The 12,610-nt window shown below is 37.7% G+C and carries 11 protein-coding genes; 5 read left to right on the top strand and 6 right to left on the bottom strand.

Annotation, left to right across the window (positions count from 1 at the left end; genetic code table 11):
* Positions 1 to 26: 26 nt before the first annotated feature.
* The 3 genes from ACZZZC_RS16645 to ACZZZC_RS16635 all read right to left on the bottom strand — a co-directional run bounded on the left by ACZZZC_RS16645 (position 27) and on the right by ACZZZC_RS16635 (position 2,954).
* Positions 27 to 485 (bottom strand): hypothetical protein, encoded by a 459-nt coding sequence (locus tag ACZZZC_RS16645; protein WP_463483178.1) that lies wholly within the window; start codon positions 483 to 485, stop codon positions 27 to 29.
* Positions 486 to 719: 234 nt separating this feature from the next.
* On the bottom strand, positions 720 to 1,427 hold the full coding sequence (locus tag ACZZZC_RS16640; RefSeq protein WP_029289075.1) for an LOG family protein: 708 nt from the start codon (positions 1,425 to 1,427) through the stop codon (positions 720 to 722).
* An 18-nt stretch (positions 1,428 to 1,445) separates the two neighbouring features.
* A complete protein-coding gene (locus ACZZZC_RS16635) occupies positions 1,446 to 2,954 on the bottom strand; it encodes a sodium:solute symporter (protein ID WP_463483177.1) in 1,509 nt (502 codons plus the stop codon).
* Between the two features lie 399 nt (positions 2,955 to 3,353).
* Between ACZZZC_RS16635 and recR the strand changes: the two genes are divergently transcribed.
* The 4 genes from recR (at position 3,354) to ACZZZC_RS16615 (ending at position 6,630) form a co-directional block, all read left to right on the top strand.
* Positions 3,354 to 3,971 carry a recombination mediator RecR gene (gene recR, locus ACZZZC_RS16630; RefSeq protein ID WP_463487720.1) on the top strand — a complete coding sequence of 206 codons (618 nt, stop codon included), beginning with the start codon at positions 3,354 to 3,356 and terminating at the stop codon, positions 3,969 to 3,971.
* On the top strand, positions 3,971 to 4,702 hold the full coding sequence (locus tag ACZZZC_RS16625; protein WP_463487719.1) for a phosphatidylinositol-specific phospholipase C/glycerophosphodiester phosphodiesterase family protein: 732 nt from the start codon (positions 3,971 to 3,973) through the stop codon (positions 4,700 to 4,702). The genes recR and ACZZZC_RS16625 overlap by 1 nt, the downstream gene beginning before the upstream one ends.
* A gap of 45 nt (positions 4,703 to 4,747) precedes the next feature.
* Positions 4,748 to 5,566, top strand: coding sequence for an SDR family oxidoreductase (locus ACZZZC_RS16620; protein WP_463487718.1), 819 nt, complete (start codon positions 4,748 to 4,750; stop codon positions 5,564 to 5,566).
* Positions 5,567 to 5,790: 224 nt separating this feature from the next.
* Complete coding sequence (locus tag ACZZZC_RS16615; protein WP_463487717.1) at positions 5,791 to 6,630, top strand: alpha/beta hydrolase; 840 nt, start codon at positions 5,791 to 5,793, stop codon at positions 6,628 to 6,630.
* Positions 6,631 to 6,645: 15 nt separating this feature from the next.
* Here the strand turns inward: ACZZZC_RS16615 and ACZZZC_RS16610 are convergent, their stop codons facing one another.
* From ACZZZC_RS16610 to ACZZZC_RS16600, 3 genes are all read right to left on the bottom strand, one after another.
* Positions 6,646 to 7,224 carry a PhnA domain-containing protein gene (locus ACZZZC_RS16610; RefSeq protein WP_463487716.1) on the bottom strand — a complete coding sequence of 193 codons (579 nt, stop codon included), beginning with the start codon at positions 7,222 to 7,224 and terminating at the stop codon, positions 6,646 to 6,648.
* A gap of 772 nt (positions 7,225 to 7,996) precedes the next feature.
* A complete protein-coding gene (gene ctlX / locus ACZZZC_RS16605) occupies positions 7,997 to 8,914 on the bottom strand; it encodes a citrulline utilization hydrolase CtlX (protein WP_463487715.1) in 918 nt (305 codons plus the stop codon).
* A gap of 69 nt (positions 8,915 to 8,983) precedes the next feature.
* Positions 8,984 to 10,432, bottom strand: coding sequence for an arginine deiminase family protein (locus ACZZZC_RS16600; RefSeq protein ID WP_463487714.1), 1,449 nt, complete (start codon positions 10,430 to 10,432; stop codon positions 8,984 to 8,986).
* A gap of 325 nt (positions 10,433 to 10,757) precedes the next feature.
* Between ACZZZC_RS16600 and argS the strand changes: the two genes are divergently transcribed.
* Positions 10,758 to 12,530 (top strand): arginine--tRNA ligase, encoded by a 1,773-nt coding sequence (gene argS, locus ACZZZC_RS16595; protein WP_463487713.1) that lies wholly within the window; start codon positions 10,758 to 10,760, stop codon positions 12,528 to 12,530.
* The last annotated feature ends 80 nt before the right edge of the window (positions 12,531 to 12,610 follow it).

Here is a 12,610-nt window from a genome sequence, read left to right as displayed (position 1 = left end):
TATCCTAACTTACTATTAACGATTTATCAAACAGCTGCTGCCGCTCTTCTATTGTAAATTTGTTTAATAAATAATCCTGCAACGATTAACAATTTATTGTCAGTGTCAGCTGTTATCGAACCCATTCTTTTACCAGCACTGTACATGATGTTTGTATTGTTATTATTGGATAACAACCATTGCGATTTCCAAAAACTGGTCGGTTTCCAGGCATATTCGGCTCCAGATTCCATATTAATTGTTGCTTCGAATTTCCAATTACCGTAAGTAATCACCCCAAAAACCTTATTCGTTTTCTGGTCAATTATATTTGTTTTTGGCTTCCAAAATCCCACACTTTTGAAAAAATAGCTTTCGTTTTCTAATGTAGCTTCTGCATCACTTTTCCAGGTGCTAAATGTAATTGCACCTTTTTGTACTCCTTCAATAAACAATTCGAAATTTGAGTTAAACCAATTGCTTTTCCAATCAATAAACTTGGCCATTTGAAATATGTTTCGATTTAGATTAAAGTTATTCTAAGTTGTTACACCAAAATGTTAAACATAAAAAAAGTGCCTGCAGAACAAGCACTTTTTATAATTACTGAATTTTGAATGATTAATTCACTAAATAAAACCCCAAAGTAAAATCTTGTAATTCTGGTTTAATTTTTTAACGTCCAAAATCTTGGGAATCTTATATCCCTTCAATTCTGGTCAATAATCCTTTGATTCTGATTAAAAATTCGGTTTAAGCACATACTTATCATAGAACCTAAAAATGTGTTCGGCAGCTTCTTCAGCAGTATCAACAAGGCGGAATAAATTTAAATCTTCCTCGTGTATGTTGTGTTCCTTCTGCAGCATTGTTCCTTTAATCCAGTCGATTAATCCGCTCCAGTAATCTTTACCCAACAATACGATTGGGAAGCGGGCTATTTTACCCGTTTGAATCAGCGTTAATGCTTCGAAAAGCTCATCCATGGTGCCAAAACCGCCAGGTAAAACCACAAAACCCTGACTGTACTTCATAAACATTACTTTACGGACAAAGAAATAATCGAATTCCAATAACTTATTGTGGTCGATATATTTATTGTGGAATTGCTCAAACGGCAACTCAATATTTAAACCTACAGATTTTCCGCCGTTTGTATGTGCACCTTTGTTACCAGCTTCCATAATCCCTGGACCACCGCCGGTAATTACCCCATAACCGCGATCGGTAAGTAATTTACCACATTGTTCGGCAAGCTGATAATATCTGTTCGTTTCTGCAGTACGGGCAGATCCGTAAATGGTAACACAAGGACCAATTTTAGCCAATTTCTCAAAACCATCTACAAACTCGGCCATTATTTTAAAAATTTGCCAGGAGTCGGTTACCTTTATTTCCTGCCAATCTTTATTTTCAAAAGCGCTTCTAATTTTTTCTTCACTCGTCATATATACTGTATTCTAATATTAAAATTTGGTTTGCGCATCAGTTTTTTTGCTGATTAAAAGCAAGCCGATAAATGTGATTAAACCGTTAATTAAAATCAGTTCAACACTAAAAACATAGCCTCCTAAAATTTCTTTTGAATAGCTTGAAAGCAAGTAACATAAAAAAGGGGATAAAATGCAAACTATTGGTACTAATTTATCGTGCAAGCCACGTTTTTTTACAAACAAACCAAAACTGTAAAGGCCCAAAAGTGGCCCGTAAGTGTAGGAGGCAATAGTGAAAATTAAACTGACTACTGATGAACTATTTAGTGCATTGATTACGATAATAACCAGAAACATTAAAATTGAAAAAGCCACGTGAACAGTGTGGCGTTTTTTTACAGCATCTTTAGCGTTTACATTTTCGGCTTTTGCCATCCCTAAAAAGTCTACACAAAACGAGGTAGTTAAAGCAGTCAGTGCCGAATCGGTGGTGGCAAAAGTAGCTGCGGTTAAGCCTAACATAAATATAATGGCAGGTACTGCGCCCAGGTTGTTCAATGCAATTTCAGGGAATAACAAATCGGTACGAGGTTTCCCCGTAATATGGTCAAGAGGAATCTCAATGCCATTTTTAGCGGCGAAGATATACAATAAAGCACCCACGCTTAAGAAGAAAACATTTAAAATTACAAACACACCTGTAAAAGTGAACATGTTTTTTTGCGCTTCTTTTATGGTGCCCATGCTTAAGTTTTTCTGCATTAAATCCTGATCTAAACCCGTCATGGCGATGGTTACGAAAATACCTCCGATAAACTGTTTGCTGAAATACCACTTATTGGTTAGGAAATCATCCCAGAAAAATATTTTCGAATAACTGCTGTCTTTTATCGTTTCAAATGCTTGCGGAATGCTTAAATTTAAGCTGCTGCAAATAAAATAAATGGTTAAAAAAACAGATAATACTAAGAAAAACGTTTGCAAAGTATCTGTAATAATGATAGTTTTTAAACCGCCTTTAAACGTGTAAGACCATATTAGGGCCAATGAAATTAACACTGTTAACCAAAATGGAACGCCGTAATTATCGAAAATGAAGCGCTGTAAAACAATTACCACCAGATACAACCGTGTTGCCGAACCCAGTGTACGGCTTAAAAGAAATATAGAAGCTGCTGTTTTGTAGCTGTAATGACCTAAACGTTGCTCAATATAACTGTAAATTGAGGTCAGGTTCATTCGGTAATAGAGTGGCAAAAGTACCGTACAAATGATAATGAATCCGACTGCGTTACCCAAAACGAACTGAAAATATTGGAACTGATTTCCTGCAGGTGCACCAACTTCGCCAGGTACTGAAATAAATGTTACTCCAGAAAGTGCTGTTCCAATCATTCCAAAGGCAACCAAGTACCATTTCGAGTTTCTGTTGGCAACAAAAAAGGAATTATTATCAGATGAATCTTTGGAGGTGACGAAAGAAATAACAATCAGTACTAAAAAATAACCAATTAAAAAGCACAGTAGGATGGTTGGCGACATAGTTTTGTTTTAAGGTGTTAAATGTAAAGAAAACGATTTTTATAATCAATATTTTGATTTGGAAATCAGGTTTCAGTTTTCATCGGCTAATTAGTCCCGTCCTTCGCTTTACTCACCCGAGAAAAATCAGGTTTCGTACCCGCTTCGGCCGGGTTTAAATTACTTCAGTTTACCTTACTATTTCAAACCTGACAGGAGCGGAAATCCTTTTGGTTGCTTTTAAAGTTACTAACTCTACTAAGCAACCAGATATTTAGAGTTAGTAACTTTGCAAGAAAAAGATTGCAGCAAATGGCAGGACTGATGGAGCCTAAGAACTACTGGTATTGATTTCCAAAAAAATAAATTTGTCTTGCTTTTGACAACATTTTTTATCAACGATTTTGTATATTTTTGTGCATGAATTTTTCATCCAAACTGCTTGAAGATGCGGTAAACGAATTCTCGAAATTACCGGGTGTTGGGCAAAAGACGGCGTTGAGATTGGTTTTGCACCTTTTAAATAAGGAACAGGAGGAGGTTAACCAGTTTGGAAACACATTAATTAAGCTTAAGCAGGAAATTAAAAACTGCAGCATTTGCTATAACATTTCCGATCATACGATTTGCGAAATTTGTACTTCGCACAAGCGTGATAAGGAAACGATTTGTGTTGTAGAAGACACCAGGGATGTGATGGCAATTGAAAATACCGGGCAATATTTCGGTGTTTACCATGTTTTGGGCGGTTTAATTTCTCCTATGGACGGTATCGGACCAACAGATTTATACATTGATGGGTTAGTGCAAAGAGTTTCTACTGGTGATATTAAGGAGGTAATATTGGCACTGAGTCCGAATATGGAAGGCGACACGACACTTTTTTATCTTTACAAAAGATTAAAGGATTTTAACGTCCCTGTAACTACAATTGCCAGAGGCATTGCTTTTGGTGGGGAATTAGAATATACAGATGAGATTACTTTAGGCCGATCGATTATTACCCGTGTGCCTTATGAAACTGCAATGATGAAATAATGGCAAAACAGTTTATTATTTTATTGGTAGCCATCGGATTCAATTTTGCTGTTATGGCACAAGTTAAAATCCATTCTCATAATGATTACACGCACAAACGTCCTTTTTTTGAGGCCATTGAAAATAAAGCGTTTTCGATTGAGGCTGATGTGTTCCTGATAGGCGATTCATTAATGGTGGCGCATAGCAAGAAAGAAATTAGAGCTGGTAATACTTTAGAAAATTTATATCTCAAGCCGCTTTCCAGGTTTTCCAAAACGAAAGATTATTACACGATCCATCTGGTAATTGATATTAAAGATGACTGGAATTTAACTTCCAAAGCTTTACTCAAGACGCTAAAAAAATATCAAAAAGTTTTCGGCAGGCAGGGAAGAAATTCTGCTGTGGTCATCACCGGTAATCGTCCGGAAAGTAATTTCGACTGGGCCAATTTATACTTTGATGGATTGCCAAATGTTGACTACTCTGCCTCAGATTTACAGAAAATAGTAATGATCAGCGATAATTTTGCGAAATATTCGAAGTGGAAAGGAGTGGGAGAGATTTCAGAAGCAGACAAAGCGAAATTGAAATTATCGATTGATAATGCTCATAAATTAGGATTACCTTTTCGCTTTTGGGGCGCTCCTGATAATGAAACTTCTTGGAAAATGCTTCGTGAATTGGGCGCAGATATCATCAACACGGATAAAGTGGCCGAGGCAACCCATTATTTTAAAATGAATTAGAAGGTGTCAAGTCTTAATACTTGAGTCCCTATACTAGATACTAATATGAACCTAAAAGATAAAGTAATCATCATTACAGGCGCATCGAGCGGAATTGGAAAGGCTTGTGCTGAAGAATTTGCTAAACGTGGCGCAAACCTGGTTTTAGCAGCCCGCCAATATGTTACGCTTTGCGAAATCACAGCAGAGCTAGAAAAAAAATATGGCATTAGAGCGGTTGCCGTACAGGCGGATGTAAGTAAAGAAGCCGATTGCGAACTGATTATTAAACAAACGCTGGTTTCTTTTCAAAGAATCGATATTTTGGTAAACAATGCAGGCTTATCTATGCGTGCTTTATTTAATGATTTAGATTTATCGGTACTGAAAAATTTAATGGATGTTAATTTTTGGGGTACGGTTTATTGTACAAAATATGCGCTGCCAGAGATCTTGAAAACGAAAGGAATCGTTGTTGGCATTTCATCAATAGCAGGCTATCGCGGTTTACCAGGAAGAACAGGTTATTCGGCATCAAAATTCGCTATGAATGGTTTCATGGAATCTTTGCGTACCGAACTTTTAAAAACCGGTGTAAATGTTTTAGTGGCCTGCCCGGGATTTACAGCTTCCAATATTCGTGTAACGGCCTTATCAAAAGATGGAGCCGCCCATGGTGAAACGAGCATGGATGAAGGCAAAATGATGACTTCTGAAGAAGTAGCAAGCATGATTGCTGATGGAATTGAAAAACGCAAACGAACACTAGTAATGACTGGTCAAGGTAAGTTAGCGGTATGGATGAACAAGTTGTTCCCGGCTTTTGTAGATAAAAAGGTTTTTGATTTGTTTGCGAAAGAGAAAAATCCGTTGATTAAGGCTTAATCGCGGATGGGTGCGTAGGGAATGGGAGCAAAGGGAATAGGAAATAGTGAATAAGAAATAGCAAATGGCTAATAGGAAATAGTTAATGGCTCCAAAATAATGCACAACTCGACTTGAAAACCTAATCTATTCCTCATTTCCTTATTCCCTTTTTCTATCGAGAATAAATCTGTATGAACAACAATTTCGTTTATTCACCATTGAATCGTTAGATCGTTTTCGACATGACAAAATACTTCATTTTACTAATGCTCTTGTTTCAAGCCGTTATAGCTTCAGCACAAATAAAGACAGCAAAAAACATTAATTATGCTGGCAATGCTGAAGAAAATAATACGCTAAATGTCTTTTACAAAAATGACAATGTTAAAAATAAGCCTGTTTTAATCTTCATACATGGCGGATCTTGGAGCAGTGGAAAAAAGGAAACGTATTGGTGGCTTGGTAGAAATTTCGCTAGAAAAGGAGTGGTTACGGTCATTATTAATTATCCTTTAGCACCTGAAGCGCAATATCAAAAAATGGCTAATGACTGTGCTTTGGCTGTGAAATGGGTGAAGCAAAATATATCTCGATATTCCGCGAGTGAAGAGAATATCTTTGTAATGGGCCATTCTGCTGGTGCCCACTTAGGCGAACTGATTAATTCAGATCCACAATATTTTCAACATGCTGGAATCAAAAATCCAATTAAGGGGGTGATTTTGAACGATCCCTTCGGACTCGATATTTTTGAATATTTAACCGAAGCTGAAAAGGATGATTATTACTTCGATTTTTTGAGAACATTTACCGACAAACCCGCGGTTTGGAAGTCGGCGTCTCCTTTAAACTACGTGAATAATATTAAAAACCCACATTTACTTTTATACGGCGGAAAAACTTACAATGCCATAAAGATTCAAACGCCGAGACTTTGCCAAAAATTAAAAGCCAACAATGTTTCTGTAGAAATGAAGGAAATTAAAGGCAAAAGCCACGTTCCAATGATTAGTCAGATGATATTTGGCGGCAATGATTTGTACAAATACATTCTTGAGTTTATAGCGAACTCATCATTGTAATTTGATGCCGATTGACTAGCCTTTTCTTAAGTATTTAGTCAAAATCACAATGGTTTGGCCTTCAACTTTCCCTTCAATTTGTTCGGTATTATCATGAACCAAACGGATGTTCTTCACAACTGTGCCTAATTTTGCACTCAAGGTTGAGCCTTTAACATCCAAAGTTTTAACCAGAACAACGGTATCGCCTTCGTGTAAACGAGTTCCATTGCTATCCTGATGAAATTCGACCGTTCCATCCATTTCATGATCGCCTGTTTTTTTCGCCCACTCCAACGTCTCATCTTCCAGGTACAAGATATCCAAACTATCTGATGCCCAGCCTTCATTTCTTAATCTGCTTAGCATTCTCCACGCCACCACTTGCACAGGTGCAAATTCTGACCACATGGTTTCCGTGAGTATTTTCCAATGGTTGGCATCTAACTGTTCTGTTTTTTCAATTTGATTTAGACAGGTTTTACAAACTAAAATGCTGTTATCGCTATTGGCATTGCTCGTTGGAGGAACCTCATAAACACTTAAACTGCTTTCTGATGTGCAAAGTTCGCATTTGTTTCCCGAGCGGGTTTGTAATTCTTGTGCTAAAGACATATTGATTTTAAATTTTCGGCGAAAGTACTAAAACTATCTGTAATAAATTGTGGTATGAACTGCATTGTATTTCGGCTGGTGAAGACACCAGCTGATAGCGTTTTAAATGCGGTCGTCATTGCGAGGTACGAAGCAATCTTACAACTAAAGTTTTGTCTTTCTGTCGCATTGGGATTGCTTCGTACCTCGCAATGACGTGTAGGTTAGAGATTAGCCCGCAGATTTAAATAATTTACGCAGATAATACAGCGATCTGCGTAAATCTCCGTAATCAACGGGAAATAAATTAAGCGAAAATTAATTATAGTTTAAGGCGGTCGTCATTGCGAGGTACGAAGCAATCTTACAACTATGGTTTGCCTTTCTGTCGCATTGGGATTGCTTCGTGCCTCGCAATGACGTGGAGGTGAGCGGGAAATGAATTAAGCGAAAATTAATTTTAGTTTAAGGCGGTCGTCATTGCGAGGTACGAAGCAATCTTACAACTATGGTTTGCCTTTCTGTCGCATTGGGATTGCTTCGTACCTCGCAATGATGTGGAGGTGAGATTAGCCCGCAGATTAAAATGATTTACGCAGATAATACAGTGATCTGCGTAAATCTCCGTAATCAGCGGGAGATAATCATGCGAAAATAAGCTATAGTTTAAGGCGGTCGTCATTGCGAGGAACGAAGCAATCTTATAACAACAAGTTTGCCTTTTGTCGCATTATGATTGCTTCGTACCTCGCAATGACGTGGAGGTGAGCGGGAAATGAATTAAGCGGAAAACCTATTGTGATTTCTCCGGTAAATGAATTTCTGCTAACATACACCTTGCGCTGCCGCCACCATTTTTTTCAATGGTGTATATCGGTGCATAAATAATTCGGGAGTATTTTTCTAAGGCACTGATTTGATCCTTTGTTAATGACAAATAGGCTTGCTCTGACATTACCAATAGACTTTCGCCTTGTGCGTTAGATACCTGTAACATGTTTCCAGCAAAGTGATTCATTTGATCATAACTAATGGTAATAATTTCCTTGTTAGTTAATGTGAGTACTTTGCGTACAAAATCGCGTTCATACAAATTTGCAATTGAATCAAAGCAAATAACAGCGAAACGATCTCCAATGCACATCATTACGTTGGTATGGTATATCGGAAATCCGCTCGAATCAAGAGCGTTAAATATAACTGATTTATACCCAGCTAACTGACAAAAATTGTTAAATGCTTCTACTTCCGTACGAATGCTCAGGCAAGCGTATGCAATTTTGTTAGCACGATCCAAAACCATGCTACCTGTACCCTCAAGAAAAATATTCGCAGTTTCGTAGAAACTTAAATCATTTACATTATTTACCTGAAATTTTTCTGTCAAGCCATCTAATATTTCTTTTCTGCGCTCCAATCTCCGGTTTTCAGAAAACATTGGATAAAGATAAATCGTACCATCATCATGAAAAGAAACCCAATTATTAGGGAAGATAGAATCAGGTGTTTCAGGTTGCAAACTATCATCTACAACGGTAACATCAACATCGTTTTTTCTCAACAGATCTACAAAACCATCAAACTCTTTTAAAGCCTGGCTTTGTACATCACTTTCAGTTGAGGCTACCTGAAATTTATTATTGCCCGCAGTTTGCTCATTGAATTTAAAATCAACCGGGCGAATCATTAGGAGGTGATTGGTTGTCTGCATAGGAGTTAAATTGTAAAGTTAAAAGTTTAAAGAATCTCGACGTAGTGTTTTACTTTGAACTTTTTACTTTCAACTTAAACGGTCTCTCAATATCGGTAAACTCATACAGTGGAAACCTCCACGGGCACGAGAAAGTTCTGCAGATGGCATTAAAATTAAAGTATCGGTGATAGTTTCTGCATTTACTTTTCCACTTTCCAAATCCTGAATCAGATCTTTCACATCAACTACATCAAAACCAGCAGCTTTAAATGCTTCTACAGTTTTATCGTTTCTATCGTAACCCAAAACAACACCTTCTTTTATGGCCAGCAGATTACAGGAATCCGTCCATTGCTCTCTGGAATCGTATGGGAATTGGTTATTGCCGCTATAAATAATTTTGGTTGGCTCACTGCTCTTTAAATCGTTCTGACTAATATCATTCAACAAAGCTTCCACGTGTTCAAAGTGTTTTGGCTCCTGTGGATTTGCTTTTGTGAACTGGATAGCAGTTGTGGCTTCCAATTTTTCGGGCTCCTTTAAAAAATTTATCGGTTCGTATGGATTGTATTTTGGTGAATGGGCAATAGAGTTCAGGATAACCCAGGTATTGCGTTTAACTTGCGTAAAAACGGTGTCTAAGTGCATGTAATCGCGTTTGCTTGGGATTTTTACCACCGTCACTTTTTCTACTACATCATTATCAAACAATAATTTTATCGCCTCGTTTGCGCCATGCTCAGAGGTACGCTCGCTGCAACCGATCAACACATGGTTTTCACTCACCATCATCACATCGCCACCCTCCAGGGTAGTGCTAAAAGCGGGTTCATCGCCCGGACGCAGGAAATGCATGGTAACATCAGGAATTTCGAGAACCTTATTTTGATAGTCGGCAAATAAGGGATGGTTGAAGAAAATATAACGCATTAAAAGCGTTTCACGAACGCGGGCTTTTTTTGCCGGTTTGTTTAATAAAATGTGGTTATTGATCGTTGTACCTACATCTCGAGTGAAAATCAAGTTCGGAATTGGCGCAAAAATCATCGTGTCGTTGGCCAAAGTTCCGGAAATAAAAATCTCCGCCAGTTCCTTCGGATCAGTATTGGTTAATTGCATTTGCACCTTATAAGTACAACCTTCAATGGCACAAACAGCAGCCACTAATTTTTTGCGGATAGATTCGTTTTCCAACATTTCACTTAATAGATTTTGAATTTCTATTACTGAATTTGAGTTGTGAAAATCGGGATGGTTGGGTTTGTAAAAATTTCTGTTTCCTTCTTCCGAATCTATTAGAGCGAGCTTTCCCTTGATTTTTTCAGGATCTAAGAAATACATCAGGAGTTTAATGTAGTAGTCGTATTCGCCCTTTCGGATGGTATCGAGGTGGACAATATCTTCAAAAAGCCAATCTTGCGCTTTCGATGGAACCACTTTTCCCAATCCGCTATCTGGACTATGAATTAACAATTTACGCAATCTGCCGATTTCGGTATTCACGCTCACTTTAAAATTTGGATTCTGCTCGCTCATAAATAAGTTAGTTATTGCAAATCTATTAGAAAAATTTAGATATGAGAATGGAGAGGAGAGATTTGGTAGCCGCTTCCATAGAGAAGATTGTTTCTTGCGAAAACCTGACAGCTAAAACCTCATTGCAGCGGCAGCTCCCGATTTTCGATTTTTTATCGAAATCAATCGGGACTACAGCGCCCGCCTGCCGGACGACCAAGGAAAAGGAGGGCTGTGTTAACCGATTAGCAGAATAGCACCTTTCCAAATTTTTAAAAATATTTTCTCACACAATGCTTTCTGCTTTGGTCTTTCAGCTTTCCGCTTTAATACCTATTTTTACGCCATGAATTTTATTATTTCCGAAGCGCAGAAAGCCATCCTTGAACTTTACAAGGAAGAAGTTGCTGAAAGCCTGATCAATATACAAGAAACCCGCAAAGAATTTGAAGGCCAGGTAACCATAGTTGTTTTTCCGATTACTAAGATATCTAAAAAATCGCCTGAGCAAACTGCTAACGAAATTGGTGAATATCTGGTGGCTAACGTAGAAAATGTAACCAAATTTAACGTGGTGAAGGGTTTTCTGAATTTAAGCATCGCTGAAAGCTACTTTTTAAATCAGTTTAATAATGAAATTTTAGCGCCTGATTTTGGCGTTTATCCATCTAATGGTAAAAAGGTAATGGTAGAATATTCTTCGCCAAATACCAATAAGCCACTTCACCTGGGGCATGTTCGTAATAATTTATTGGGTTATTCGGTTTCCGAATTGCTAAAAGCCTATGGTTACGATGTAGTAAAAGTTAACCTGGTTAACGATCGCGGCATTCACATTTGCAAATCAATGCTGGCCTGGCAAAAATGGGGTGATGGAGAAACGCCTGAAAGTTCTGGTTTAAAGGGCGATCATTTAGTCGGAAAATACTATGTGATTTTCGATAAGGAATACAAAAAAGAAATTGAAGCTTTAAAAGCAGAAGGACAAACCGAGGAAGAGGCGAAGAAAAATGCACCATTGATTAAAGAAGCACAACAAATGCTTTTGAAATGGGAGCAAGGCGATGAGGCGGTGGTTACACTTTGGAAAACCATGAACGAGTGGGTTTATGCAGGCTTCAACGTAACTTATAAAAACCTTGGTGTAGATTTCGACAAGTTTTATTACGAAAGTAATACCTATCTTTTAGGGAAAGATACCGTTGATGAAGGACTGGCGAAAGGTGTTTTCTTCAAGAAAGAAGATGGTTCAGTTTGGATTGATTTAACGGCTGATGGTTTAGATCAGAAATTGGTTTTACGTGCTGATGGGACTTCTGTTTACATTACCCAGGATTTAGGAACTGCAGAGATGAAACACGACGATTTCAATATGGATGAGTCGATTTATGTGGTTGGTAATGAGCAGGATTATCACTTTAAGGTATTATTTTTAATCTTGGAGAAATTAGGTAAAAGCTGGGCTAAGGGGCTTTATCACCTATCGTACGGTATGGTCGACTTACCAAACGGTAAAATGAAAAGTCGTGAGGGAACGGTGGTGGATGCTGATGAATTAATTGAAAGCATGGTGACCACTGCTCGCGAAAAGACCGAAGAACTGGGTAAAACAAATGATTTCAGTGAAGAAGATAAGGCGTCTTTATATCAGAATATTGGTTTAGGCGCCTTAAAATATTTCCTTCTAAAAGTAGAACCTAAAAAGCGCTTATTATTTAATCCTGCGGAAAGTATCGATTTCCAGGGAAATACTGGTCCATTTATTCAATATACGCATGCGAGGATTAAATCTTTACTAGCTAAAGCAGAATATGCCGCTAAGTCAGCAAGCCCGAAGTATGGAGAAATGTTGCCTGTGGAATTGGAAATGATTCTTTTGTTGGCAAAATATCCGGCAGAAATTGAGATTGCTGCTAAAGCTTATAGTCCGGCGAGTTTGGCTAATTATTTATATGAACTGGCGAAGTTATTTAACAAATTTTATCACGAAGTGCCTCCAATTGTTAAAACCGAAGCAGGAGAAACTAAACAATTCCGTTTGAACTTAAGCAAGAAAACAGCTGATATTATTCATTCAGGGATGCTGATTTTAGGGATTACTTCGCCGGAAAGAATGTAGGTAAGTAAATAGAGAACAGGGAATTGAGAATGGGAAATAGGGAATAAAATTAAGAAATAGAAAATAGGGAATTGGAAATT

It is taken from the genome of Pedobacter sp. AC212 (genome assembly GCF_979258625.1).
Note: the sequence above shows the minus strand (reverse complement) of the source record. Positions and strands in the feature narration are given on the sequence as shown.

Excerpts from the sequence above, each read along its gene's own strand:
- ACZZZC_RS16645 (WP_463483178.1), bottom strand. The coding sequence starts at position 485 with ATGGCCAAGTTTATTGATTGGAAAAGCAATTGGTTTAACTCAAATTTC.
- ACZZZC_RS16640 (WP_029289075.1), bottom strand. The coding sequence starts at position 1,427 with ATGACGAGTGAAGAAAAAATTAGAAGCGCTTTTGAAAATAAAGATTGG.
- ACZZZC_RS16635 (WP_463483177.1), bottom strand. The coding sequence starts at position 2,954 with ATGTCGCCAACCATCCTACTGTGCTTTTTAATTGGTTATTTTTTAGTA.
- recR (WP_463487720.1), top strand. The coding sequence starts at position 3,354 with ATGAATTTTTCATCCAAACTGCTTGAAGATGCGGTAAACGAATTCTCG.
- ACZZZC_RS16625 (WP_463487719.1), top strand. The coding sequence starts at position 3,971 with ATGGCAAAACAGTTTATTATTTTATTGGTAGCCATCGGATTCAATTTT.
- ACZZZC_RS16620 (WP_463487718.1), top strand. The coding sequence starts at position 4,748 with ATGAACCTAAAAGATAAAGTAATCATCATTACAGGCGCATCGAGCGGA.
- ACZZZC_RS16615 (WP_463487717.1), top strand. The coding sequence starts at position 5,791 with ATGACAAAATACTTCATTTTACTAATGCTCTTGTTTCAAGCCGTTATA.
- ACZZZC_RS16610 (WP_463487716.1), bottom strand. The coding sequence starts at position 7,224 with ATGTCTTTAGCACAAGAATTACAAACCCGCTCGGGAAACAAATGCGAA.
- ctlX (WP_463487715.1), bottom strand. The coding sequence starts at position 8,914 with ATGCAGACAACCAATCACCTCCTAATGATTCGCCCGGTTGATTTTAAA.
- ACZZZC_RS16600 (WP_463487714.1), bottom strand. The coding sequence starts at position 10,432 with ATGAGCGAGCAGAATCCAAATTTTAAAGTGAGCGTGAATACCGAAATC.
- argS (WP_463487713.1), top strand. The coding sequence starts at position 10,758 with ATGAATTTTATTATTTCCGAAGCGCAGAAAGCCATCCTTGAACTTTAC.